Annotated in this window: 14 protein-coding genes and 7 pseudogenes; 9 read left to right on the top strand and 12 right to left on the bottom strand. The window is 59.4% G+C overall.

What is annotated here, in order from left to right; all coding sequences use genetic code 11:
- The first annotated feature begins 83 nt into the window (after positions 1-83).
- The 6 genes from AKL29_RS24750 to purU all read left to right on the top strand — a co-directional run bounded on the left by AKL29_RS24750 (position 84) and on the right by purU (position 10,117).
- Entirely contained in the window at positions 84-1,559 is a 1,476-nt protein-coding gene (locus AKL29_RS24750) for an NAD-dependent succinate-semialdehyde dehydrogenase (RefSeq protein ID WP_050385972.1), read from the top strand.
- Positions 1,560-1,774: 215 nt separating this feature from the next.
- Complete coding sequence (locus AKL29_RS24745) at positions 1,775-3,058, top strand: methylaspartate ammonia-lyase (protein ID WP_050385971.1); 1,284 nt, start codon at positions 1,775-1,777, stop codon at positions 3,056-3,058.
- Positions 3,055-4,206 carry a CaiB/BaiF CoA transferase family protein gene (locus AKL29_RS24740; protein WP_050385970.1) on the top strand — a complete coding sequence of 384 codons (1,152 nt, stop codon included), beginning with the start codon at positions 3,055-3,057 and terminating at the stop codon, positions 4,204-4,206. Before AKL29_RS24745 ends, AKL29_RS24740 begins: the two co-directional genes overlap by 4 nt.
- A 651-nt stretch (positions 4,207-4,857) precedes the next feature.
- A complete protein-coding gene (gene folD, locus AKL29_RS24735) occupies positions 4,858-5,775 on the top strand; it encodes a bifunctional methylenetetrahydrofolate dehydrogenase/methenyltetrahydrofolate cyclohydrolase FolD (protein ID WP_050385969.1) in 918 nt (305 codons plus the stop codon).
- A 911-nt stretch (positions 5,776-6,686) separates the two neighbouring features.
- A complete protein-coding gene (locus tag AKL29_RS24730) occupies positions 6,687-9,197 on the top strand; it encodes a GcvT family protein (RefSeq protein WP_050385968.1) in 2,511 nt (836 codons plus the stop codon).
- 56 nt (positions 9,198-9,253) lie between these two features.
- On the top strand, positions 9,254-10,117 hold the full coding sequence (gene purU / locus AKL29_RS24725; RefSeq protein ID WP_050385967.1) for a formyltetrahydrofolate deformylase: 864 nt from the start codon (positions 9,254-9,256) through the stop codon (positions 10,115-10,117).
- Positions 10,118-10,899: 782 nt separating this feature from the next.
- Here purU and AKL29_RS41080 read toward each other — a convergent pair.
- A pseudogene (locus AKL29_RS41080) lies at positions 10,900-11,007 on the bottom strand (HemJ family protein); the annotation flags it as partial.
- A 901-nt stretch (positions 11,008-11,908) separates the two neighbouring features.
- On the opposite strand from AKL29_RS41080, the gene AKL29_RS24720 reads away from it, so the two are divergent.
- Positions 11,909-13,012, top strand: a complete 1,104-nt coding sequence (locus AKL29_RS24720; RefSeq protein ID WP_050385966.1) for a M14 family metallopeptidase — start codon at positions 11,909-11,911, stop codon at positions 13,010-13,012.
- A gap of 439 nt (positions 13,013-13,451) precedes the next feature.
- Here the strand turns inward: AKL29_RS24720 and AKL29_RS45475 are convergent.
- The 3 genes and pseudogenes from AKL29_RS45475 to AKL29_RS43740 form a co-directional block, all read right to left on the bottom strand.
- Positions 13,452-13,645: pseudogene (locus tag AKL29_RS45475) on the bottom strand (NUDIX hydrolase); the annotation flags it as partial.
- Between the two features lie 3 nt (positions 13,646-13,648).
- Positions 13,649-14,593: pseudogene (locus AKL29_RS24715) on the bottom strand (dihydrodipicolinate synthase family protein).
- 305 nt (positions 14,594-14,898) lie between these two features.
- Positions 14,899-15,615 (bottom strand): aspartate/glutamate racemase family protein, encoded by a 717-nt coding sequence (locus tag AKL29_RS43740; protein WP_193395248.1) that lies wholly within the window; start codon positions 15,613-15,615, stop codon positions 14,899-14,901.
- 960 nt (positions 15,616-16,575) lie between these two features.
- On the opposite strand from AKL29_RS43740, the gene AKL29_RS24705 reads away from it, so the two are divergent.
- Positions 16,576-17,733, top strand: a complete 1,158-nt coding sequence (locus AKL29_RS24705; protein ID WP_050385965.1) for a M24 family metallopeptidase — start codon at positions 16,576-16,578, stop codon at positions 17,731-17,733.
- Between the two features lie 1,278 nt (positions 17,734-19,011).
- On the opposite strand, the pseudogene AKL29_RS24700 reads toward AKL29_RS24705, so the two are convergent.
- A pseudogene (locus tag AKL29_RS24700) lies at positions 19,012-19,266 on the bottom strand (IS110 family transposase); the annotation flags it as partial.
- Here AKL29_RS24700 and AKL29_RS41070 point away from each other — a divergent pair.
- A pseudogene (locus tag AKL29_RS41070) lies at positions 19,259-19,372 on the top strand (IS66 family transposase); the annotation flags it as partial. The pseudogenes AKL29_RS24700 and AKL29_RS41070 sit on opposite strands and share 8 nt — an antisense overlap.
- A 685-nt stretch (positions 19,373-20,057) precedes the next feature.
- Here AKL29_RS41070 and AKL29_RS24690 read toward each other — a convergent pair.
- The 7 genes and pseudogenes from AKL29_RS24690 to tnpC all read right to left on the bottom strand — a co-directional run.
- Positions 20,058-20,513 carry a reverse transcriptase domain-containing protein gene (locus AKL29_RS24690; RefSeq protein ID WP_082190700.1) on the bottom strand — a complete coding sequence of 152 codons (456 nt, stop codon included), beginning with the start codon at positions 20,511-20,513 and terminating at the stop codon, positions 20,058-20,060.
- 452 nt (positions 20,514-20,965) lie between these two features.
- Entirely contained in the window at positions 20,966-21,568 is a 603-nt protein-coding gene (locus AKL29_RS24685) for a plasmid pRiA4b ORF-3 family protein (RefSeq protein WP_050385961.1), read from the bottom strand.
- Positions 21,565-21,717: pseudogene (locus tag AKL29_RS41060) on the bottom strand (transposase domain-containing protein); the annotation flags it as partial. The gene AKL29_RS24685 and the pseudogene AKL29_RS41060, both read right to left, overlap by 4 nt.
- A 114-nt stretch (positions 21,718-21,831) precedes the next feature.
- Positions 21,832-22,833 (bottom strand): tyrosine-type recombinase/integrase, encoded by a 1,002-nt coding sequence (locus AKL29_RS24680; protein ID WP_050385980.1) that lies wholly within the window; start codon positions 22,831-22,833, stop codon positions 21,832-21,834.
- Positions 22,830-23,756 (bottom strand): tyrosine-type recombinase/integrase, encoded by a 927-nt coding sequence (locus AKL29_RS24675; protein WP_050385960.1) that lies wholly within the window; start codon positions 23,754-23,756, stop codon positions 22,830-22,832. The genes AKL29_RS24680 and AKL29_RS24675 overlap by 4 nt, the downstream gene beginning before the upstream one ends.
- The gene (locus tag AKL29_RS24670) at positions 23,753-24,994 is read right to left on the bottom strand and encodes a tyrosine-type recombinase/integrase (RefSeq protein WP_050385959.1); all 1,242 of its coding nucleotides are present in this window, start codon (positions 24,992-24,994) and stop codon (positions 23,753-23,755) included. The genes AKL29_RS24675 and AKL29_RS24670 overlap by 4 nt, the downstream gene beginning before the upstream one ends.
- Before the next feature lie 152 nt (positions 24,995-25,146).
- Positions 25,147-26,045, bottom strand: a pseudogene (gene tnpC, locus AKL29_RS24660) (IS66 family transposase); the annotation flags it as partial.
- Positions 26,046-26,171 lie beyond the last annotated feature (126 nt).

Below are 26,171 nucleotides of genomic sequence, written 5' to 3'. Positions count from 1 at the left end.
GTGATCCTGAACCTTGCCCGAGCACCAGCTATGGGCATTGCCAAGCAGTGTAAGATAACCAACGGCAGAGCGGTGATCCACGTATGTCCGACACCATGAACTACAAACTATTTATCGACGGGGCGTGGCGCTCGGGCGGTAGTGGCGATGATCTGGCCCTTATCAATCCTGCCACTGAGCAAGAATTCGGTCGCGTAGCCATTGCCTCCCCGGCCGATCTCGATGATGCTTTGAAGTCTGCGCAAAACAGTTTTCTGCAATGGTCCAATACTCCGGCTGAGGCGCGTGGTAAGCTAGTCGGTCGTGCCGCACGAATTATGAAAGAAAAGAGCGAAGCTGCTGCAGCGGCTCTTTCCAGAGAACAGGGCAAGACCCTGGCCGAAGCGAAAGGCGAGTACGCGCGTGCAATTGAAATGCTCGAGTGGAATGGTGCCTGCGCCGGCGAATTGTCGGCCCCGCTTCCGATTGACCAGAAAAGGGTGATCGTACCGGAAGCGATTGGTGTCGTTGCCGCATTCACGCCGTGGAATTATCCGGCCGTCCTCAACGCCCGGAAGCTTGCTGCCGGTATTGCAGCCGGCTGCCCGGTAATCCTCAAAGCGGCAGAAGAAACGCCAAGTGCAGGGGTCTATATCGTCGAGGCTTTGCAGGAGGCCGGGATTCCGCCCGGCGTCGTAAGTCTGGTGTTCGGAGATCCGCCAATGATCTCTGAGCACCTTCTCCGCTCGCCCATTATCCGAGCATTGTCCTTCACGGGCTCTACGCCGGTTGGCAAGCAGCTCGCAAAGATTGCGGCAAACAATCTGCAGCGCTGCGTTCTAGAGCTGGGCGGCCACTCGCCCGTCGTTGTCTTCGAAGATGCGGACATCGCGCAGGCCGCTTCTGCAATATCCGACTACAAGTTTGAATGCGCGGGTCAGAGCTGCAACGCTCCCAGCCGAATTCTTGTCGCGCGGCCGATTTATGAGTGTTTCCTGGCAGAACTCGTTCGGGCGGCAGAAAAGATCAGGGTCGGCCGGCCGGACGATCCCGAGACTGATATGGGACCCATGGCCAACGCAAGGCGCATTGCAGCCATGGAACGCTTGACGAAGGAAGCCGTCGATCGGGGCGCAAGGGTCGAAGCCGGCGGTAAGCGGATCGATCGGCCGGGCTTTTATTGGGAGCCTACAATTCTGAGCAACGTCCATCCTGAATCACAAGTGCTGCACGAAGAACCATTCGGACCGATCCTGACGGTTGCGCCCTTCACTACGATTGACGAGGCGATTGAGGAGGCGAACGCGACCGAGTACGGCCTTGCATCCTATTTCTTCACCGAATCCCCTGAGATTCAGACGCGGATGATCCGTAGTCTTTCTGCGGGGGCTATCAGCATCAACCACCTCAAGGGGGTCTCAGCCGACGCACCAAACGCCGGAGTCAAGCAAAGCGGCTATGGTTACGAAGGGGGTGCCGAAGGGTTGAGAGCCTTCCAAAATCTAAAGCTCGTCAACAGAACAAAAGCTGTGGCTGTCGGATCGTGTGCCCAATGCTTGGGGGCAAGGAGAGGCAGTTAAGCGTTGGCCAGTCCTATAGATGGGCAAACGCGCAGCGCGGGGCATTGTATGTCAACCATCGTCCAGCGCCCGCGGAGTTTAAGGTGCTGAAGGGTCTTTGACAGCTGGAAGCCACGGCTCGTCCAAAACCGCCGACGGACGCGCGTGGCTGTCACATTTGGCATAGCCATGGAATTGCCGGGCCAGTGCCGGAACAAGCCTAGAGTGAGCACACAATGAGAACGTCTCCCACCATCAAGGATGTTATTCTCGCTCCGGGGAGCGGAAGCTTCTTCTATGACGATCAAGCTGCAATACGGGCCGGCGTTGCTCATGATGGTTTTCGCTATCTAGGGGCGCCCCTTACGCCAGGCTTTACAACCGTCCGTATGCCCGCGTGTTCGCTCAGCATCGGTCTCGTCCTGTCAGACGACGTGATCGTGTGGGGCGACATGATGAGCGTGCAATACTCAGGAGCAGGCGGTCGTGATCAGGTATTTCACCTCGACACAATCCAAGCCCTCACCAGATCTGTTGTGATTCCGCGGCTTCTCAATGCCGACGTGTCCAGTTTCCTCGCTGCTTGTGAAGCTGTCCTCGCATACGATCAGGGCAAGCGGCTACCGCTTGCGATAGAATATGGCGTGAGCCAGGCGTTGCTTCGGGCTGTTGCGCATAATGCCCGAACCACGCTTGCCGAAGTGATTTGCTCGGAATACCACCTGGCCCTTCCGGAGAAGCCGGTCCCGCTTTACGCTCAGAGCGGGGATTCACGCGAAATCAACGTCGATAAGATGATCCTCAAGTCTGTGGACGTGCTTCCACATGGGTTGATCAACTCGCGTGAAAAGTTCGGCGCTTCCGGCGAAGCGTTTCGTGACTTCGTTAAATGGGTTGCCAAACGCACAAGGGAAATCGGAGAGCCCGGGTATCATCCCATCCTGCATTTTGACGTTTACGGTTGGATTGGGCTCGAGATCGGCATGGAGGCGCAAAAGATTGCCGATTTCATCACACGGGTTGCGGATGACGTCCCCGGTTACAGGCTTCATATTGAATGTCCAGCGGACTTTGGGTCAACTGAGGTTCAGCTTGAGGAGTACGCCAAGATCGTCGCTCTTCTCGACAGGCGCGGCACGGAAGCCCGGGTAGTTGTCGACGAGCAATGCAATACGCTTGACGACATCCGGAGCTTCGCCAAAGCAAAAGCTGCTCATCTCGTTCAGATCAAGATGCCTGACGTTGGCTCGATCGCTGACTCTGCCAAGGCTGTATTGGTTTGCAAGGAAAATGGTGTCGGAGCATATGTTGGTGGAAGCTGCACCGAAACTGATTTATCGACGAGGGCTGCAGTCAATATTGCTGTGGCTACTCAGGCTGACATGATGCTCGCAAAACCCGGAATGGGTGTCGATGAGGCCGTTTCCATCGTCGGTAACGAGCAGAGCAGATTACTTTCTGTTCTCAACTATCGACGTTCCCAAAACTGCGTTCAGACTGTCAGACCGGCATTGGCATGACAAAGGCGCTTGAGGGTATTACAGTCGTTGCCGTCGAGCAGGCCGTAGCGGCTCCCTATGCTTCTTCCCGCCTTGCGGATGCTGGGGCGCGTGTCATCAAGGTCGAGCGGCCCGAGGGCGACTTCGCGCGAAACTACGACAAGCTCGTTCAGGGCCAGAGTGCGTATTTCGTGTGGCTCAATCGTGGTAAGGAGTCGATCTGCCTCGATCTGACCATCGAGCAAGACCGTGCAGTTCTTGATGCGATGATTGCTCAGGCGGACGTTTTCCTTCAGAATCTCAAACCAGGTAGCATCAGCAAGCTCGGTTTCGATTCTGCAGATCTGCGCAAGCGCTTTCCTCGCTTGATAACATGTGACATCTCCGGATTCGGAGACGGCGGCGCGCTGTCGCATCTGAAGGCGTATGACCTGATCGTGCAGGCCGAGACCGGTCTTTGCGCCATCACCGGGACGGCCCATGGACCCGCCCGGGTCGGCGTTTCTGTATGCGATATTTCAGCCGGTATGACCGCTCTCAACGCCATCTTGCAGGCGCTGCTGCAACGCGAGCGCACCGGAAATGGTGTGAGGATTCAAGTATCGCTTTTTGACGCTATTGCGGACTGGATGAACGTTCCCGTGCTTCAGTTCGACTACAGCGGCTATCACACTGCACGAGCGGGCGTAAACCACCCGTCTCTAGCGCCATATGGTGCATACCGCTGCGCTGACGGCAGAGAGATTATCTTCTCTGTTCAAAACGACCGCGAATGGGTCAATTTCTGCACTAAGTTTCTCAAGCGCTCGGAACTTGACCGCCGCCCCGGTTTCGCGGACAACATGGAGCGAATCCGCAGCAGGGCTGCTTTGGATGAAATCGTCGCTGGTCGATTTGCGCAGCTGTCGAGTAACGAAGCGATGAGCGAGCTGGAAGCCGCCGGACTTGCGTATGGACGGCTCAACCAGATCGAGGACGTGACCCAGCATTCACATCTACGACGGGTACCGGTGCCGACGCCGGCAGGCGATATTCGCGTGATTGCACCGGGCGCCATCTTTGACGGAGAGAGGACCCCGGTACTGCGACCGATTCCCGGCTGCGGAGCCCATTCTGAAGCATTGCGCAACGAGTTTGGAGGTTTCTCGCGGCAGCGCACGGACGGTTAGCGCATATGACCGCGCCACTGGGCCGCGTGCTCCGTCTACGGTGAACACCAAACGGAGCCGCTCAGCGATACAACCTCGAATCTCGGCTTCTGCACAATGGATCAGCGGCTCGCACAGCGAGCACCGGACACGGTTCACAATGCTTCGATGCGAATGCTGCATCCATGAGGCCGATTCGATCGAATCTGTCCAAGGCAGGCGGCTAAAGCGCGGGATTTAATCGTCAACCCTAGGCGCATTGCACTAATCAAGATTGAATTAGCGCTACAAACCTCGGCGGAGCACTCCGATGGGCGCGCCGTTTCGCCATCACGTAGATCAAGTGCCAACTCTTCCGTCCGATGGCCGTTCACGCGCGTTTTGGCGGCGAGAAAAAAGAAGAGGCTATGCACATAATGCCGATAGAGGATTGGCGCACACACGGAGCACCGCGTTTATCAAAGGTATGCTCGTGCATTATAGGACCCTGCGCGACAGGACCTGCACCGAAGGCTCTCGCTTCTGAAGTCTTATGAGTGCGACACGTCGTCACCGGGGATCTTGCCACTACAATTGTTACGCCGGATTCTGTCATTAGCCCACACTAATCGTGCAGTGTGTTTCGATGGGCGGTTTCGTCAACCAACCTAAGAACATTCTCAGGATCTAATCATGAATGCTATTCGAATTGACGGCAAGGCCATCGCCGAGGCCCTTCGGGCTCGTGTCGCGCGCGATGTGGCGTTGCTCCAAGCCGAATGCAATGTCATTCCCGGCTTGGCCGTGGTGCTTGTAGGCAAGGATCCGGCGAGCTCGGTTTACGTAAAGACGAAAGCCAAGCAAGCGCAGGCTGTGGGGTTCAACTCTCGGCAATTCCTGCTGCCGAGCAATGTCGGTGAAGCCGAGCTTCTGGAGTTAATCGAGGAGCTTAACACCAACGATGCCATTGACGGCATTCTCGTTCAGCTTCCGTTGCCCGGGCACATCAACCGTTGGCGCGTGCTGGAAGCGATCAACCCAGCCAAGGACGTGGACGGCTTTCATCCCTACAATGTTGGAAGATTGGCAGCCGGTCGACCTGCTCTCGTTCCTTGCACGCCACTTGGGGTGGTTCATCTCATCAAGACCGTCGTGAGCGACTTAAGCGGGCTTAACGTCGTCGTGATCGGTCGTTCGAATATCGTCGGAAAACCTCTGGCCATCCTGCTCGGCGATGCCGGATGCACTGTGACCGGTGCGCAGCTCCAGACGAGAAACCTGCCGGACCTGTGTCGAAACGCCGACATCGTCGTCGCTGCGGCCGGCTGCGCGGGGCTGGTGCGGGGCGATTGGCTCAAGGCAGGATCAATTGTTATTGATGTCGGCATCAATCGTGCGATCGATTCGGCTGGCACTGCCAAGCTGGTCGGAGACGTAGCCTTTGCGGAAGCGAGCGAGCGCGCGAGCCACATAACGCCGGTGCCAGGTGGTGTCGGGCCCATGACCGTCGCTTACTTGCTCGCGAACACAGTTGATGCGGCAGTTTCGCGACGAGGTTTGTCGCTGGTGCCGACCCCGGACGCCCCCACACTTTGCCACCTCGCCCCATAGCGCAAGAATGCACAGAGGAGAGGGTGGCCTAGGAGAACTTGGGGCAACGCACTTGAAGCCGCGCCTTGCAATCGTTGTGTTCAAGGGACTTGCTCGAAGCAAGCCTGGGTGCCTGTGACGATGCACCAGTTCCACGCTCTAGGTCGCTATCCACGATCCGAAGGGTGACCGCTGCGAAGGCGAGCTGGACTTCTGCTCCTACTGGCCCTTATGCCATCCATAAGATCCTGCTGCACGCCACGTGCACGTTCGATGCTCGCATCTTCTTCGTGAGCGAGCCGACGCTGCTGCTGCTGATCATCCTGAGATCATGGCGATCGCCTAGCTAGAACACGCTCAAGAAAGCGCGATCGGAGCGGCGCTGACGTGACATCGTCGGCGCGCGGCTGCGGCCGCCGGGTTGAACCGGCTATTATGCGTCGTGTCGCTCTGATACTTGTGAAGATCAGATGTCTTGTCACGTTGCTCGCGCCAGCCTGCTGCGAGAAAAGCTTCACGTTTTCGCGGTTGGACGCAGAATTTCTGCCTCGCGAATGCCCACATTAAATAAATTCAGATCTCGGGGTCCCATAGTATTTGCGCGAGATGGAGCGCTTTCCGGCCGGCCCAACGCGACCGCATAAGAAGCGCGCGGGTAGGAGACCGAATTTTGCATGCTAGCGTACACCCCGCGCGGTCTATCGCCCATAGCGCGATGATGTGTGCCATCAACTATCAGGCACGGCAATTGTGCCGAAGTGCTGTATATCGGGCGAGGTCGCATCTACCGCGGAAGCGATCTCCAGATCCAGTTTCAGCCGATACGCCGTACCCCGAAATTCGAGACGGTCAACGCCTTCTGGTTGCACCGAGATCTATGCGCCGAGCTTGAGCCCAAGCCCGTCATTTAGTCCTCTTTTTTGAGTTGTGGAATGCAAAGCAAGCTGCCCTCCCAAGCGGAATACGTCATCGTCGGCGGTGGCATCATTGGTCTGTCCATCGCCTTCCACCTCATCCGTCTCGGGCATCGCGATGTTCTGCTGCTCGAACGCGACCAGCTCACCTGCGGCACTACCTGGCATGCCGCGGGGCTGGTCACCCAGCTTCGAGCTACCGAAAACATGGCAAAGCTGGCCCAATACACAGCGGAGTTGTTTAAACAGCTCGAGAAGCTGACGGGCCAGGCTACAGGCTTTCGACAAAGCGGGTCGATAACCATTGCCGCCACACCCGAGCGGCTCGAGGAGCTGAAGCGGGGTGCGTCTATGGGGCGCTCCTTTGGCCTTGAGGTCGAGATGATTGACGCTGCCGAAGCCAAGCGACGTGTGCCTTTGCTCGACGTGGCCGATGTAATTGGCGCCGCGTGGATTCCCTCCGATGGCATGACAAACCCGATCGATACGGCGCGCGCGTTCGCAGCAGGTGCTCGGCAGGGCGGAGCAAAAATCCTGGAACGTACCCCGGTGACGCGGATCGTGGTGGAGAAGGGACGAATAGCCGGTGTCGAGACCTCCGAAGGCGTCGTGCGCACCGAAAAGGCTGTCATTTGCACGGGCATGTGGACTCGGGCGCTGGCTGCCGATCTCAACTGGACGGTGCCGTTGCACGCGGCAGAGCATTTCTATGTAGTAACCGAGGCTATTGCGGACTTGCCGTCTGATCTACCCACGATCCGCGACATGGATGCGGCCTTCTACGCAAAACCAGATGCGGGCAAGTTGTTGGTGGGGTTTTTCGAGTACAACAACGGCAAACCGTGGGGTATGGATGGAATACCGCGCGATTTCAGTTTCGATTCGCTGCCTGACGACTTTGAGCACATCGAGCCTTACCTCATGAATGCCATGCGGCGCATGCCGGCGTTGGAGAACGTGGGGCTGCAACTCAATTTCAATGGCCCAGAAAGTTTCACGCCTGACAATCGCTTCTTGTTAGGGCCCGCGCCCGATATCGCTGGTCTCTATGTCGCTGCCGGATTCAATTCCTGCGGTATTGAGTCTTCCGGCGGCGCTGGCAAAGTCATGGCCGAGTGGATGTCGACGGGGGCCCCTGACAATGACTACTGGGAAATGGACGTGCGACGCGCGATGCCATTCCAGCGCAACCGCCGATATTTGCGCGATCGAACGGTTGAGGCGGTAGGCAATCTCTGGGCCTTGCACTGGCCTCACAAGTCACCCGGGACGGCGCGCAACGTGCGTGTGTCGCCGTTGCACGACCGGCTCGCAGCCGCTGGGGCGAACTTCGGCGAGGCTGCTGGTTGGGAGAGGGCGCAATGGTTTGGCGCGCCTGGCGCGCCGACGAGTACCCACGCCACATTCGGCCGTGACGATTGGTTCAAGGCGAGCGCTGCGGAACACGTAGCGACTCGTTCGGGAGTCGCGCTGTTTGACCAAACGTCCTTCGCGCATGTGCTGGTCCATGGCCGCGATGCACTCGCCTTGCTTCAGCGCCTCTCCACCAACGATGTTGACGTTCCGGTCGGTCGTATGGTGTACACGCCGTGGCTAAACGAGCGAGGCGGCATGGAGTCCGACGTCACGATCGCGCGGATCGGCGAGGAGGAATTTTTGGTGGTCACCGCGGCCGTCCAGCGTATCCGTGATATCGCCTGGCTGCGAATGCATGCCAAAAACGCAGGCCACGTGCTCGTCGCCGACGTCTCGTCGGGCTACGTTTGTTTGTCCGTCATGGGGCCGCGTTCGCGCGAGTTGCTCATCCGCGTGAGCCCGGCGGACTTTTCTGATGCTACCTTTCCCTTCGCGACGTTCCGAGAAATCGAGATTGGGTACGGGATGGCACTTGCGTTCCGGATGACCTTCGTCGGGGAGCTCGGATGGGAGTTGCACATCCCGACCGAACAGGCGCTGGGTATCTATGATGCGCTGATCGCCGCGGGGCGCGATCTCAATGTGCGTCACGCGGGCTACGTGGCACTGAACACGTTGCGCCTCGAGGCGGGTTATCGCGATTGGGGCGCGGACGTGAGTGATGAAGATACCCCACTCGAGTCTGGGCTTGGGTTCACGATCGCTTGGAACAAGGGTCACGATTTCATCGGGCGGACGGTCCTCGAATCACAGCGGACGCAGGTTCCGCAGCGGCGCCTGATTCAATTGGCTGCGCCCCGGGCGGTGCCGCTCCTGCTCGGAACAGAGCCTGTCTGGCGCAATGGATCGCTCGTGGGCTACCTGCGCTCCGCAGGCTTCGGTCATACGCTGGGTTGCGGTGTCGGCATGGGATATCTGCATTCCGAAGGTGGGGTGAGTGCCGAATGGCTGTCTCAAGGCAGTTTTGAGATCGAGATCGCTGGCGAAAGGCACGCTGCCGTCGCATCCCTTCGCCCCTTCTATGATTCAAAGCGCACTCGAGTGAAAGGCGAATTGCGCCAGGTTGAAGAGATAATCGCCCCGGAGCTGCTCGTCGCACGTTCCAGGGGGTGACTTTCACCCTCGCCTTTCTTCAACCCCGTTTCCGAGGGCGCCGCCAGGTGGTTGCCATGTCCGATCGTTCAATGATCCTTGTCTTGTCGTGCCCTGACCGTCCGGGCATCGTATCGGCTGTCTCGACTCGTCTGTTCGAAGCCGGTTGTAACATCGTTGACGCACAGCAGTTCGATGATACCGAGACCGGTCATTTCTTCATGCGCGTCGTGTTCGACCGTCGCGAGCAGGCTAAGTCAGAGGCGGAAATCGCTGCCTCGATCGGGGAACTCGCTGAGCGCCACTCCATGAGATTTACGCTGCGGCAGAGATCTGCAACGAAGCGAGTGATGCTGCTGGTTTCCAAGTTCGATCATTGTCTGGCCGATTTGCTTTATCGCTGGCGCATCGGCGAATTGCCGATGGAGGTGACGGCGATCGTTTCCAACCACGGCCGCGAGAATCTGGCCTCCACCGATCTGGCCGAGTTGCTGTTCTACCATTTGCCCGTCACCAAGCAGACCAAAATGGAACAGGAGGCACGGATCTGGGAGCTCGTGCAGGAGACAAATACGGATCTCGTTGTTCTGGCGCGTTACATGCAGATTCTGTCCGATGGTTTCGCGGCCAAGCTGTCGGGGCGCTGCATCAACATTCACCACTCCTTTTTGCCCGGTTTCAAGGGCGCCAAGCCCTATCACCAGGCCCATGAGCGAGGTGTCAAGTTGATCGGTGCGACAGCGCACTATGTGACCTCAGACCTCGACGAGGGGCCGATCATCGAGCAGGATGTCGAACGGATCTCGCATCGCGACACGCCGGACGATCTCGTCCGCAAAGGCCGCGACATTGAACGCCGCGTACTCGCCCGTGCCGTGCGCCATCACCTTGAGGATCGAGTGGTGCCGAATGGCAAGAAGACGGTCATCTTCACGGGCTGACCAGAGCGTTGGGCTGCGAAATCGGATTTGCTGGAAAGATACGGGCGCGGCGCTGCGAAGTAAAAAACGGAAAGGCGACTATCCACGCAATCCTGACGTGGAGAAGATTGCTCAATATTATCCCACCATGTTCACGTCAGTCTAGTTAGGTGTTGCGGAATAGGGGCGGTTCGGTTCACGCAGACCCGCCCCTACTGCTGGCGAACCGCCGGTGCCTACGGGGGGTCAACGCACTCCCGGTTTGAGGTGTCGCTGCTTAGCTCAGACATATACAATCGATCATGATCTCCTGCGCAGTCTGAACGCGAGCTGCGGAAAGCACCCTCGCTAGCCGTCGTCGAGTTGGCATCGACGTGTTGTGGCAGCCTCAATCGTTCCAAAGCCCAGATCGGTTCCCCTACTTTGCTCGTGTCCCCTGAGTGATGCAGGAACTATGGAATGGCTGAAATCGAAATGGCCCACCATTCCTTGGCGACCTTCTCCCAGAGACGGAGGGGGGCCGGCTTAGTAGGTCATCGTGGGCTATCGCGGGACCAGGGGCTGGTCGACGATTCAAAGACGATTGGTTCAAAATTGGCGATCTATCGCTCCAACAAGCCCGCGCTGTTAGGGACGTCAGAAAGACATGACACGCCGCTCGAACGGTAATATCTCTGCGTGCGAGCTTGAAGCGATCGACCGAGAGAATTTGCCTCTAGCCAGAAAGTGCTCGTGCTCACACGTGATGGCCGTCAGCGACACGCCTGCCGGCACTTACGACAGAGACGAAAGAGGTGGCGCTGGATCATCGCCGGATTGATGATCGCCTTGAGAAGCCGGCGCTCCATCACCTTGCGGGTTTCCGACTGCTTGGAGCCGATCTCGGCCTCGCAATGATAGACCAACCCGCGGCCAGCGCTCGGGGTTGCAACTACTCCGCAAGACGCCTTAGCTAGTCATAGTGACGTTATGGTGCCCATTTTCGCTTGGGTGCTGAGCGTCGCGTCGTCCACGGCATTTGTTTCGCCCATACGAACGGCCGAGTCAAAGCCAACAGCCATCGCACACCGCCCGCATCGACCAACATGCAGCGCGGTTCCACAACGAGTAACAGCGAGATTGCATGCAGGCCATCTGTCTCGATGACGCAAATCGCTGCAGTGCGGATTACAAGGCGGACTCCCTGCGCGGCGGCGATCAGGATGAAGTCTCATCCTGATTGTCGCGCTATACTCCCTGAAGTTAGCCAATTCCCTACTACGCCGTCACGCGTCCAGATCCGTTGTAACGTCCAGATCCATTGAAGTGATCCGTGTCTGGATTGTCATGCTTCGCCCTCCTCCTTGGTGAAGCAGAAGCTCCAATTGCCGTTATCCAATGTCGGCGCAGCCCGCTCAAGCGTGAGAGGGCGACGCGCAACGTCCGAGGCGTTGCCGTCGGCCTCGCTCAGCGCAAAATCCTGCAGATCTTCTCCGCGCGCGTTTCGAAGTTAGCCCTACCGGAGGTGCGCGAAATGTAGTGAATTCCCGTGGCAACCGCGATTTATCGCGGAAAAGCTGCGCCTCGAGGGTAAGATCGGAGAAAATGGGCGAAGTGCACGTATAAGCTTCTGCACAAGTCGCTTAGTCGTCGACGTGGGACTCTGCTGGAGATTGTCACACTCGGAAGCGTCCGCCTCAACATGAATTCATGCTTTCTTGGTGATGTGCGGTCACTGGAGCGTGTGGCTAGAGTGCTAGGATCATACGCAGCCGCTCGATCAATAGATCAACAGCTTCCATAATTAAGCCAACCCGCCATAGGACCATCGAAATGAATTTCGACATCGCCAAGCAGTGTGTGCCTATTGTTTTCTCCGATGGTTATCAGGAGGCACGTAAGAAATTTTTGGAAGTTGCGCCGGCGTCTCGAGCCTATAAGAGCAACTCAAAAGGACCATCCGGCGACGATTTGTTCGCCGATGTCGCTTATTTCGGTCCTGCACAGGCCAAGCGCCTCCTGATCCTTATTTCTGGCACGCATGGTGTGGAAGGCTATTGCGGGTCCGCGGCGCAACTTCTATTCTTGCAGGCCAAATTCCACGAAGTGCTGCCACCTTCAACAGCGGTGCTTGTTGTCCATGCGCTCAATTGTTACGGGTTTGCTTGGGACCGCCGAGTGACGGCGGAGGGCGTCGACCTCAACCGCAATTTTGTCGATTTCGCCGAACCGCTTCCTCAAAATCCTGGACACGAGGAGTTGGCGGAATATTGCGTTCCTGCTGATATTTCGGAGGAGGGGGTTCGCTGCGCGGAGGCTGCGCTCGCGGCCTATCAGAAAACTCATGGCGAGCTCGCCTTCCGGCTGGCGCTTTCGGGTGGGCAATACACCCGGCCGGGTGGCATGTTTTATGGGGGAACTGAACCAACGGAAACGAGGCGAACGCTCGAGCAGATCGTGGCTGACTTTGACGTGGTGACGCGCGAGCAAGTCCTCATTCTCGATTACCACACCGGGCTAGGTCCTTATGGATATGGAGAGTTGCAATGCGAGCTCTCGTCGGGGCGGGAGGGCTATGAGCGCGCCGCTAAGATGTTTGGCGACTCGGTGACTTCGCCAGTTCTAGGGACTTCTTCTGCGGTCTCCATTCCTGGCACACAAGATGCGTTTTGGCAGCGAATTCTCGGCGACCGCCACACATATGTCGGCCCGGAGTTTGGGACCTACCAGCCCCCGAGGGGACGGCTCGTCCTCCGCAAAGACCTCTGGTTGTTCATGTATCGGCCCGACGAGGTCGACTCCGAGCTCGGGCGTCAGATTCGCCAGGCCGTCAAATGGCATTTCTACCCGCAAGCGCCAGATTGGAAAGAGATGGTGCTTTGGAGATCACACCAAGTGCATAGACAGGCGTTAGAGGCGTTAGTCTCGCCGGATTAGCGACTGTTCGTCGGAGCATCCTTTCGCGGTACGCTCGACGTCTGCTCGCGCCGGAGCAAATCGCGGCGGGCCTCTCGATGCTGCATTCTCCGTTGAGCCAAAAGTGCGAGGCGCGACGGTTCTGCTAGCCAAAGGTGCGAGCTGGAGTGATGCGCTTGTCGGCCGCGAAGTTCTAGGTCAGTTGGAATGTCTCCACTGGCTCGGGGGGCGAGAAGGCGATGGCGATTGCGGGCTTACCGACCTGAACTTAGGAAGAGTGGATAGCCCGTTGGCTCGCGTGACGGCGCGGAGCATGTTGTGCTAAATGCGCGTACGATGGCCGCCTCCGCCGATACACTTCCCGGCGATCCTGCAATGCGCAACGCAATGCTGGTGTTGCTGACGGGGCGCAATATCGTCCGCTTGGAGTAGATGCCGCTGTTAAGTCTTGCGGATCGTGGCGATCGGCCTCGCTCAGGCCCTCGCCGCCCGGATACAGGTCCGGCCGCGCGACGATCTCCTTGTCGCCGCCATCGACACTGCTGCCGGGAAACACCAGCGCGCCCGAGTCGACTCGATCTGATGATGGGAACCATCACCGTCGCTCAGCAGGAGGATCGTCAAAGCAGGGCGTGATGCGGCGATCTCGGCCACTAACTAACCTGCAGCCCTCGATTGCGGCTGGAGATTGGCGCGTTTGTCGACGCGGGCCACGCGCGAGAGGAGATAGTCGACCTCCGCCTTCGCCGCCGGCGTGATCGTCGCGCCCGGGTTGCGCTGCGCACTGGAGGCGATGATACCGCGCTTCTGCAGTACATACTTGCGCACGGCAAGACCGGCGCCGGGCTGCTGCTCGTAGCGGATCAGCGGCAGATGCGCGTCGAAGAGATTGTGCGGCATCGCGCTTGCTCTCCTTGGACAGCCGCACGACCTCGATCAGTAGCTCGGGGAAGGCGTAGCCGGTCATCGCGCCGTCGGCACCGCGCTCCATCTCGAAATCGAGGAACAGCCCGCCGCAGAGGATCGAGAGCGACCGTAGCGAGCCCTCCTTCTGGAAGTTGCGCAGCGTCGAGATCTTCTCCAGGCCCGGCCAGTCCTCGTGCTTGAGCATCACGCAGTTCGGATTGTCGGTGACGATCTTGCGGATTACTACCGGGGTGAACACCACCGAGAGCGTCAGGGGATAATCCTGTAGCACCCAGGGCACATCGGGCCCGATCACTTCGGCCGCCTGCTTGAAATAGCCGACGATCTGATCGTCGGTCCGCAAATTCGGTGTCGGCGCGATCATCACGCCGGCGCACCCACATCCATCGAGGCGCGCGCCAGCGCGCGCATGGTAGCGAATCCCGGCGCGGACATGCCGACGATGACCTGCATCTTCTTTGCGCGCTTAACGAAGGGCACCGCCACCTGCTCGGCCTCCGCGGCATCGAGTTTCGGCGCCTCGCCCATGATGCCGAGCACAGTTACGCCCTCGCAGCCGACCTCCTCGTAGAAATCGATCAGTCGGTCGATCGAGCCCTCGTCGATCCGCCCGTCGTCATGGAACGGCGTCGGCGCGATGGCGAAAGTGCCTTTGGCTTCGGCGGTGAGTTTCATCTTCTCCTTTCTATCTTGCCATGGCGCCGTAGCTCGATGCCGGCTAAACCAGCCCACAAGACCCTGCGCACAGGAATCCATAGCTTGCGGAAAGCAATGGCGTCCGATCGGGAGCAAGATGTTTGGCCGCGAGCGGACCAAGATCATCATCGAGCCGTTCGTCGAGCCCATTGATCTAGGCGGCCTCATCCCAAATGAAGATCTTTGGACGGAGACGGTAGCGTCCGCGCGTGTTCGTCCGGTACTTTTCTATTTTTAAGAAAGGCGGGTGTCGCCGGAATCGGACTGACCTTCGAGAGTTGGAGCTAACTCAAGCAAACCGATTGCAGCGTCAGACTGCATAGGGTGGTGATGTCGTAGATGGGCAGGTTTGTGATGCGGCGGATCGTCGGCGCCACCAGCGGAAACCCCGTGCATTCGAACAGAACGGCCGCGATCTCCGGGTGCGCGGCACGAATTTGCTTGATACAGGCGGTGACATCTGTCTCGATAGCGGCGACGTCGGGCGGCGGTAGTGGACGCTGCAACGCTTGCGACAAGTAGCTGCCGCCTTCGATGCCGCCGATCACGATTCTTGCCTGTTCGATCGGATCGTCGACCCCAAGCAGATCTTTGCCACAATGCCTCGAGTCGGCTGTCAAGACTGCGAGTTTGGCGGCGGGCGGCAACTGGTGAAGCAAGCTCGGTACCAGGAGTAGGCTCGACATCACCACGGGGACATTGACCGCAGCGGCCACCGCCGCCTGGTGCCTGATCAAAAAGCCGCAGTTTGCGCTTATTACGACCGCGCCGCGCTCGACCAAGCGCCGGGCGGCCGCGATGCACGCCGGCTCGAGCGCCGGATCGCCGGGGATAACAATGTCAGACCAAGCTCCTGCTACAGTTTCCAAAATGATTGGGAAATTGTAGGTTGCCGGATTTATCATCGACCCCGCTAGCCCCTGAGAAGCCGGAGCGACGCCGGGGGGCAGCCCGCGTTCGAGATCAAGTACTCCGAGCGAGGGTTGGGTTGACGTGGTCATGGGTTTATCCAAATGAGGGGTGGAACGAGTTTTCATCACGTAGTACATACTAAGCTTCAGCAGAATTGCACTGGAATGTGCAGCCTTCTGGGGGGAATTCTGCGCCGATTGCGAAAAAGCGGAGCTTTTCTGTGCCCGCAGGCTCGACGGAGCGCGCAGTCACTAACAAGGAATCAAGTTTCCCGCATAAAAGATTATCGGAAATCGCGGTCGGGCGCTGAATGAGACTCTCGAAAGTGTCTGTTCACGATCGCCCCTACTCGGATGTCCAAGTTGAGTATGTGCGGCGCTCGCGCGGCATTGATGTGACAAAGACGCGAGGCTCGGTTATCCGCAGGCCAAAGACGTCCGCGCTCGTGTCAGCGGAGCGGATAGCCAGTTTGCGCGACGGAGATGACACCGTTCTCCAGTCTGGAGGCTGTCGTATCGCAGTCTGCAAAAGCATGCGTAGCGCAGTCCTTAGCGGTCACAAGCGCTATGAGTTATCGACGTCGACGCGGTCCAGAGTTAACCCGCTCGGGTTCTTTCTTCTGCGGCGGCGACTCCGTTTGGCGCCTGTTCCAGCGATTCGATTTCAGAAATGCCTTTGCCGCCAAGTTGTGGTTCTCCAACAAGTCCGAACCGATGATCAATTTGCTTGCGGTTCCGATTTGTGTGCCCCGGACGACGTCCTAATGTGTGGACTGATCATCCCAGGGGCGTCCCGATCGCCTGACGGAGCGTGCTTTGAAGCTCATCCCGCGTCGGCTGCATTGAGGTTCGTTAGATCCGTATATGGATCGTTCGCGCTCGCGTGCGATTGGATGCAGAATTTCGGCCGTTCTAGAGCTTCTTTTAGAGAAAACCGACGTTAGCTCGCGCTAAGGTGTTTATGATTTTCGCTAGATCGACTTCCCGATATCTGAACTGTCGAGGAGGCACGGTGAAGAACGATAACTGCGACAGGAGTGAGTTTTGGCTATGGCATCCCCAACGATTCCTCAAACCGGTGTCCCGTTTCCAAGGTCAGAGTACGAGCGGCGCCACCAGAAGGTGCTGGAGGCAGTGGAACGCGCCGAGATCGACGCGCTCGTGGTTACCGCCAATACACACCTGCAATACCTCACCGGATACGATCCACAAGGGGGAAACTACTTCGCGCCTTTTCCCCTAATTCTCATGCCTGGGCGGGCGCCAACCTTTGTTGTCCGATCGTACGATGAGGTTGCGGTACGTGCGAGCAGCTGTATCGACCAGATCGTTTCCTATATGCACCGGCCTGACTTCGCTAAGTTAACCGCCGATGTTCTTCGACAGTACGGACTGAAGGCAAAAAACGTAGGCTTTGAGCTCGACGCCTGGGGTCTCGCACCAGCAGATGTAAGCGCTATTCAGGCGCAACTTCCAGAAATGAAAGTCACAGACGCAACCGATGTGGTCCGTTTAGCTAAGGCCGTGAAGGGGCCGTTGGAACTTGAGCTTATGCGGAGCGCCATGGCCATCACCGACCTGGCCATAGAAACGCTTCAGCGTTCCCTTCGGGACGGAATAACCGAAACGGAAATGGCTATAATCCTTAGTGAGAAGGTCAACGAGGCGGGTGGCAGGCTTGTAATGCCCGTTCTCGCTTTCGGCGAACGCAACAAGCTCCCACACGGCGTCCCGACGCAGCATCCAATCAGAAACAATGAGCCTGCACTGTTTGAAGGTGGCGCCGCGAAGTGCGGCTATGCCGCAGGCGTGTGCCGTGGCGCCGTGCTTGGTCGGCATCCCGAGACCGAAGCTCTCCACGCCCTCGCAGAAGAGGTTCTTGAGGCCGCGATTGCTGCGATGAAGCCTGGTGTGACGGCTGGATCAGTGGATGCTGCCGCCCGCAAGGTTCTTGAGCGAGCCGGATGCCTGCACGCCTCTCGTTCTCGCGTCGGCTATACAACTGCCCCTCAGTGGTCGGGTTATCGCGGCAATATCAGCTTGGAACCGGGTTCTAAGTATATCCTTGAGCCCGGCATGACGTTTCACATGCCAATCCATCTCTGGGGAGACAGCGGCTACATATTTGGATGCAGCGAGCACGTCCTCGTAACGGAGCGCGGCACGGAGATACTCAGCCGAACACCTCACAAGCTCTACCGTGCCTAATCCGTAGCGGTGGAGGCTGAAAAGCACGGCTTTGAACTGCCTACCTCGAGTTCGGGACGCTGCACCCTCTCGTCTCGGAACAACATCCTGTCCAGGTCGATCCACGCGACCCGACAAACGGCTGGTTCGATGACAGGCTGGTGAAGTGCCCTCAGCATGGTGCGCAGTTCGATTTGTCAACTGATGCGGCGGTCAGAGGAAGCGCTGATTGCCCGATTTCAGTGTGCGAGACGCGGAGTCGAGAGGGGCTATCGATGTTTTGATTGACGACGCTGTTTAGCATACGGTCGGAGGGTGCGATCAAAAGCCTGTGTCTCCCCCGGGACCTCTCGGCACCTACCAAGACGGTGCTTCGTCGCAGGAGCAGAGTCGGACTAGTAGGTTGCGCTCCGCAATTACTGCATACTACCTCGGTACGAGGCCTGATCTCGACGCCTCGTGCGCTGTTCGCAACATAGATGAGTGTGAATATTTCATCCCTGTCGAACCTGCTGTCGGGAATACGATCAAATCCTAAGTCGATCAGCACCGCTCCAGTTTTCGCCATCCGTGAATGATCAATTTGGCACGACCCGCAAGCTGCTGAATAGCGTCTTCATGAATAGTTATCACGCGCAGCGATTTTGTCTTTGCGTCGCGCGGCGTTGGCGCAAACGAGTGGTTCGGATCGGCCACTCGGCGTGGTCGAAAGGAATTAGCTCTAATGCTTTCATCAAATTGGCGCGAGCGCGCCGGCACGTTATTCATCTCCGAGAAACAGTCGGCGCATTCCATGCGGTGTACGCGCCTCCGACGAGGACCGTCTCGTTAGAGGGGAATATCTCGCGAAGCATGTGACCTTATGTATGGTCCGGCCGTGCGTTGCGAGAAGATTCGTCGAATTGGCGGCGGCGGTCTTGCATCAATGTATCCGGCCTCTGATTGGAGCGTTGTGCTCCGGGAAATCATGGATATCAGCGCGCGCGCGTTCTGATTAGTCTACAGGCCTCGAACGGGCCATTAAGGTCACCAGTATTCGCACGCGCTCGGAAGACCGATCCTCCATTGGTCTTGTCTTCGCAGACCTCGGCTGGAGACTGTTGATGAGGCTATGTCATCGCCTGCTCCTGATATCGCGTAGATCCTTTGTTCGGACCAAAGGGCCGTTCCTTCGTCCCGGCCCGCAGAACGTCGATCGCGTCGCGCGCAGGGGCGATCAAGGCCGGCCGTCGCCCTTGGCTTACGGCTGGCTGGGTGTCGCCAGGCTGCGCCTTGACAGCGCCGAGCACGGCGCGAGGATCAGGCGGATCGGACGTCTGCATCGTTGATCCTCGTCAGCTCGAAGGCGCGTCCTTTGGCCAACACCGCCCAGGCGATGCGAGCAAGTTTGTTGGCGAGCGCGATTGCGAGCACGTTGTGGTGCAACCGCTTCTTGGCGGCTTCGATCCAGGATGTGAACCCGTAACGTTCCCAGTTCTTTATCCTGACCAGCACAACCCATGCCGCCTGCACGAATAGAACGCGCAGGTCGCGATTGCCACGCCTCGAGACTCTGAACGCTCGGCAGCAACTGCAGATCGCCAAGCTGAAGCATCAGATCTATGGGCAACGGTCGGAGCGTTCGGCGCGGCTGATAGAGCAGTTGGCGTTGACGTTCGAAGGTAAGCGTGGCGCCGAGGCCCTTCAGATTGTTTGTGCGCAGTCTTGGGAGCACCGTTAGAAGAGTCACCCCCGGCAGGGGTGCTCACAATGGACGACTATTCGGACGACATAAGACGACCGTTGTCGCCGCGTATTGAAGTGTACGCTGGCTCGTCTGATCTGCCGGCATTCAGCCGGATCAAGTTCGCGGTTGCGCCCTCAATAAAGTTAGTTTGCGATTACGCTCGCAGCGAGCGATGTCTAGCCAATATCTCTGCAATCACGAGAGCAGCCAACCTGATGCTGTCGTTCTGCGCGTTCGGCCGAGCTCTTCAGAATGAGAACCCAACTAACGAGCAAGTTGACGTCTATAAAGACCGTGAGCGGTAGTACTCGAACGAGATCGCATGTGAGCGTGAAATAGAGGTCGCGGTAGGGACGCTGGTTTCCCAGCGCCCCGCCCAGATCCGTACGTGCGGAGCTACCGCATACTGCTCCTGCCTTTGGGCATGACGCGTACCGTGGATTGAAATGCGGATGACAGGCGCGGACTTTCGGGACGCATCGCCCAACGTAACGCCGGAACCGATCCCAGGTCATGCGAGAGCGCTGGCTGCGTCGGCGAAGCGAGCGCAGCCATGCCCGGCAGACCTCGGCGCGGAACGTACCGAGCCGTTTCAGGTTCCCGGGTATCGCGTGGTAGTTCAGGTACCCTGCACCACGCGACGGAGCCAGGCGCCGATCTCAGCGATAGGAGCATGGTGGCGTTTCATCAGGCCGTGTCGTACCGCCCTCGGCGTCGCCCGCATGATAGAGGCGATTGTCACGCGCGGGATTGTGAAGTGTGGATTCATTCGGGTCACAGCGCAGATGTACGTGAACCCGAGGAAGTCGAACGTTTCCGGGCGGCGTTGCCGCCGGCGTCCGCGGCGCTCGATCGCGAACTGTCCAAATTCCAGAATCCGCGTCTTCTCCTCATTCAGCGAGAGACCGAACGTCGCCATCCGCTCACGCAGTGCGTCGAGAAAGCGTAGGGCCTCGGACTTTGTTTGGAAGCCCACGACGCTGTCGTCTGCATACCGGACGACGATGACATCCTCTTTCGCCGTTTTGCTTCGCCGCTGGTGGATCCAGAGGTCGAAGACGTAGTGTAGATAAATGAAGCGCTCTGCGGCGCCCGGCGTCGACGGGCTGACATGGCGCGACTACGAGGAAGGGCTCGACGAGCGAAGTTGCCTGAAGCTTTCCGTCAGCAATTCGCGCGTCACGTGATGCATCAGCGCCGTGAACCGTGTCTTCCTATTCCGTCTTGCCAGTTCATGTCATATAGCGTCCAGCCTCGTCGACGCGCTGGTCCGGCTCTGTGTCCGGGGCGCGGGAGGATGTTTGCTATTGCCCTTGGCTGCCCGCCTTCTATCCAGACCTTCCGTGAGCAACGGTGTGGACCCGTCGCCCTTGAGGTCTGGCGTTCACAGCGACTGGGCGTAAATCCGCGCACCGTCGTCGTCTTAGCCACGGTATGTTCCGCCGCTAGTTCGTCTTCAGTGGCGTCGGCTTCCAGCTCTTCGAACGTAAGCGTAGCTCTGCGGCCCTTTTGATTGGCGCTTGACGTCTACTTTGATCGCAGCTTGTGCCGGCGAGGCATCCACTTTTCCGATAATGCGTTGACGGCGGCGCCGAGCGCCGTCCGATCGATGACCTTCGGATCGAACCGCTCGGGACCCCAGAGACGCATATTTTCGTGCTCCGGACGAGTGGGATCGCTAATGGCCTCAAGGTAGTCGGTATAGCCGGTCGGCCCGCCGACATCCTCCGGAGGGCAGCGGCCGATGGCATCGAGCAATAGCGGAAGACCGTCCGTCGGCGTGTCGTCGAACCATTTTTCGAGCTTGATCACATGATCCCAGCCGTCGCCGAAGTCATAGAGATAGTGGATCGTTTTGGCGCCGATCTCGCGAACGATATCGTAGAGCCGCGCCTTGCGGGCATCGACGGGCTGAGGGCCAAAATCACCATCGGGATCAGGGATACCCCAATGTCCTTCGCCAGCGTGGAACTCGAAGAGATGGCTATTCGTCCAGCCAAACGCCGCCTGAAGCGTCAGATGCAGCCGATCGAGACGCAGGGTCAGCGGTACGACGAGGCGTAGCATCACCTCCGGTTTCACGTCCTTGAGGGTCACCTTGATCCGGACAGCGGTCGTGTTGAGGCTCATGCCGCCAGCTCCGGATCCCGCGCACACATCGCGTAAGTCGATGCCCAGGGAAGCAGCTCATCCAGTCGCGCCGCAGGCCAACCATTGACGAGCTTTGCGAGGACGTCGGCCAGCCAGAACTCGGCACTCACGCCATTAAGCTTGCATGTTTATGCCGCCCGCCGAACTATGCCGAACGGATTTGGTATGGCATGCCGTTGTCACGCTGGCGCGCGTCGATCGCGTGCAGGGCAGCCCCATTCCATTCGGCATAGTCTGGTCGTTCAGAGCGCCTCGAGGAAGGCGAGCAGGCGGTCGTTCGGCTGGAAGCGGATTCGCTTGCCGCGCTCGTACGGCTTGAGCTTCGCCAGGGCAGCTTCCTTGAGGGCGAGGTGGGCGTGCAGGTACGTCTGCGTCGTCTCGACCGATTCATGACCGAGCCACAGCGCGATCACGGAGCAGTCGACGCCGGCTTGCAGCAGTTCCATCGCAGCGCTGTGCCTCAGCACGTGCGGCGACACGCTCTTGGCCTTCAAAGACGGGCAACTCTTGTGAGCGACACGAACATGCTTTCCCAGCAGGGACTGGACGCTGTCGGCACTGAGCCGGCACCCGTGCACGTTTGGGAACAACGCTGCTGCTCCTTTCCGCAACGGTTCCTTGAGCCATGCCTGGAGCGCACACCGAGCGAGTGTGGTCAGCGGAGTGGTCCGCTCCTTCCGCCCTTTACCGACGCATCGTACGTGTGCACCAGACCCGAGGTGGACGGCATCCCGGTCAAGGCCAGTGAGCTCTGAGAGGCGCAAGCCCGTCTGGGCCGCGACCAGCAGCAAGGTGTGATCGCGGCGGCCAAGCCACGTCGTTCGATCGGGCGCGGCGAGAACCGCCTCGATCTCGGGGCGCGTCAGGAAGTGCACCTGTCGCTTGTCGTGGCGCTTGCTCGGTATGGCGAGCACGCGCTGGATCAGCGCACTGTGTGCCGGTTCCTCGAAGGACACGAACCTGAAGAAGGATCTGATGGCGGTCAGACGCAGGTTACGCGTCTTCGCGCTGGCACCGCGCTTTACCTCGAGATCGGTGAGGAACGCACCGATAAACGTTGCATCCAGATCGGCGAGCGTCAGGGCCGATGGGGACTTCCGCAGCCGCACCTGTGCGAACATGAACAGCAGCCGGAACGTGTCCCTGTAGGAGGCGATCGTGTTGCCGCTAACATTGCGCTGGCGCATGAGGCGCTCGGTGAAGAAGCGCTCGATCAACGTGGCGACATTGCAGGCGGGCTTCATGGCGTCACCTCCCATCGCCGATCGAGACGCCGCGCCGCTTCTTCCATCAACTCGGGGCAGGCCGAGAGATACCAGTAGGTATCGCGCACGCAGGCGTGGCCGAGGTAAGTGGAGAGCACTGGGAGTTGTTGCTCGACGTCCTTGCCTTCGCGATACCAGTCGAGCAGCGTCCGGATGGCGAAGCGATGACGGAAGTCGTGCACGCGTGGCCCGGTACGATCACCTGGGCGCCGCAGCCCGATCTCTCGGGACAATCGCCAGAAGACGCGATAAACGTACTGGTGCAGCAAGCGGCCTCCCTGTTCGGCAACGAAGAAGGTCGAGCCGCAGCGTGATCCGAGCAGCGCATCGCGCCGGTGGGCGTAGTCGCGCAGCGCGGTTCTCGTCGTCGGATGCAATGGCACGAGCCGCGACTTGCCGAACTTGGTCAGCCGGACCGTCAGCACGCCGGCGTCGAGGTCGACGTCATCACGCTCCAGGCCCATCGCCTCGGAGATACGCATGCCCGTCACCGCGATCAGCCCGAACAGGGTATGGTAGGTCCATCGGCGCAGCCCGTCCGCTGGCGGCAGAGCCAGCGCTGCCGTCAGCAACGCATCGATCTCCGCGTCGCTGTAGACATAGGGCTTGGCGCGGTTCCATCCCGGCAGCATGCCGACGGGCGGCACCTCCGTTCTCGGATCGAAGTTGGCGACATGGCGCGCGAACCCGCGCACGTCGCTCAATCGCAGCGCCCAGGATGCATGACGATCCGGCGGCAGCGTTGCCCATTCCATTGCCAGCTTCGTCGTGATGATCCTGGCTTTGCGCTTCTCCATGAAGGCGACGAAGTCGGCGAGCCGACGGGTCTGGTGCTCGTACTTGTATCCAAACCCCTTGCGCATGCTCAGGTACTTATCGAGTGCGGAGCGCAGATCGGTCATTGCACGCCTCCCGGCCAGGGCAGGCTCAATGCTCTCAGCGCATCGATGTCGACCTTCGCGTAGATCCGGGTGGTGTCGTGGTTCTCGTGCCGCAGCAACTGTCCGATCTCCGACAAGGTCGCGCCAGATCGGAGAAGCTCGGTAGCAAGACTGTGTCGGAAGATATGGGCGCCGCGATGGGCGCAACCTTCGATTCCAACGCGATCAAGGGCGGCCTTGGCGATCATGGTGATCGCGCATCCGGAAGCAAAGCCGACGTGTGGCGCGAGTGTGCGGACGAACAGCCGTCGGCACGACGACTTTGGGCGGCCATTGCGCAGATATGCAACGATGGCCGCGCCAATGTCTGGCGGTATCGGCATCTGTGCACGCTGTCGGCCCTTGGCGCGAACGAGTATCTCGCTGGCGCGCCAGTCGATATCGTCGAGGGTGAGCGTCGTAACCTCGTCGGCCCGCAGGCCGAGCTTGGCCAGCAACAACAGAATGGCAAAGTCGCGCCGTCCCATCACCGTCGCTCGGTCGCAACCGTCGAGAGCCTTCTGCACCTGAGCGGCAGGCAGATAGGTCGGCAGAGTTGCGAGCTTCCATCGGCGCATCGATGGAATGCAATCCGCCAACGGGCGCGGGTTCAGTCCCCGATGGTGGAGGTAACGGAGAAAGGCACGCAACGACCAGCACATCGCCTTGCCTGTTCCCGGACTCCAATCCTGGGCGTGGCGCTCAACGTAGCGGATCACGTCCTCTTGGCTGATCTTGCACAGGGCGCCGGCGCCGCCGGAGCACACCTCGTGCAGGAACCTGCGGATGACCGGGAGATGGCGGACGATGGACCTCGGGGCCAAGCCGCGCTCTGATCGCAGGTAGGCATCGAACTCCTTGAAGATCCGTTCGTGCGGGGTGAGAGGCGGCAGCACCAACTGCGTGATCGCGCCTTCCCCGCGCAGCACCGACAGCCATCGCTTGAGCGCGGCCCGGTCACCGGGTTGGATAGACCGCCTCTTGCCTCGATGTCGGAGGTACCGCTCAACGACCTGCTCATTGAGATCGACCAGCTTGTAGCGACGGCCCGCGATCCAACTCAGGAGCCCGCCAACCACGTTGAGGCAACGCCACGCGCCGTGCCGAACGAGCCTCTCTCCGACGAGACGAGCGGCGTAGCGCTCGACGAGCTGTCCGTGCGGCCCCCGTCTGAGACGCCGGTACAGCCGGCTTCTGCCCAAGTACTCTTCAACTTCCATCTTCCTGTTCTCCGTTGTTGAAAGCGGAGGCACAGAACGAACTATGCCGAACCGGCCAAACGCCGGTCAGCGAGAAATCTGGGGAAAACGACCCGACTCGGCATAGTTCGGCGGGCGGCATAAACCTGTCTATGCCGCACTCGGCATAGGCGGGTCTCGATCAGCGAAGCCAGGACTGCCCAACTCTCGGCCCCCTCGTCGCAACCGGCAAAAAGGGAGTTCTTGGCGTTGAGCTTGATCGGCCGCATCGCACGCTCGACCGCATTCGTGTCCATCTCGATACGCCCATCATCAAGGTAGAGCGTCAGACCGTCCCAATGGCGCAGCGCATAACGCAAAGCCTTCGCCGTGTCGCTCTTCCCCCCGCAAGGTGATCAAGCGTTGCCTCAAACCGCTGCTTCAAGGCTGCAGCCAGAGGCCGGGCATGCGCTTGTCGGCCCGCGCGACGCTCAGCAGCAGATCGGCCGCGGAGGGCTTTCTCGACCGCGCAGAGTTGGGCGATGCGCTTGAGGGCCTCGCGGGCAACCGGAGCTGGCGCTGGAGCCGTCTCGCGCTCGATCTTCACAAACTGGCGCCGTAGATGCGACCAGCAGAAGGCGAGCGTCCCGGACAGGGCGTCCGCACGCGTCTCTCGGGTCATGGTCTTGTAAGCCTGATAGCCATCGCAGTGGATGATGCCGCGATAGCCTTCGAGCAACCTCAAGCCATGGATCGCTCCACGGCCCGGTGCATAGGCATCGAGCACCCCGGGCGGATCAGGGCCGGCCCAAGGCCTGTCATCGCGCGAGAGCGCCCAGAAGTAGCCGGTTTTGGTCCTGCCGCGCCCCGGATCCAGCACCGGTGCCGGCGTCTCATCGACACAGAGCTTCGAGGAGGCGAGCAGAAGCTCGCGCAGACGGCACCACAAGGGCTTCAATTCCTGGGCGGCATAGCCGACCCAGAAGGCGAGTGTGGAACGGTCGATGGCGATACCGTGCGTCGCCAGCATCTGCGCCTGGCGGTAGAGCGGCAAATGCCAATGATACTTGGCGTCGATCACATGCGCGACGAGAGCAACCGCTCGAGCCTGGCACAGCGATCGAGCAGCGCCGCGGCAAAGGCACGCAACTCGGCTGGATCGCTCGGCAGCTCATCAGGCAAATCACTCATTGGCCCGAGTCTGCCATGCTTCGCGCCC

The sequence above is a fragment of the Bradyrhizobium pachyrhizi genome (genome assembly GCF_001189245.1).
In the GTDB taxonomy this organism is placed as follows: domain Bacteria; phylum Pseudomonadota; class Alphaproteobacteria; order Rhizobiales; family Xanthobacteraceae; genus Bradyrhizobium; species Bradyrhizobium pachyrhizi.
This window is presented reverse-complemented; position numbering and strand designations above follow the sequence as displayed.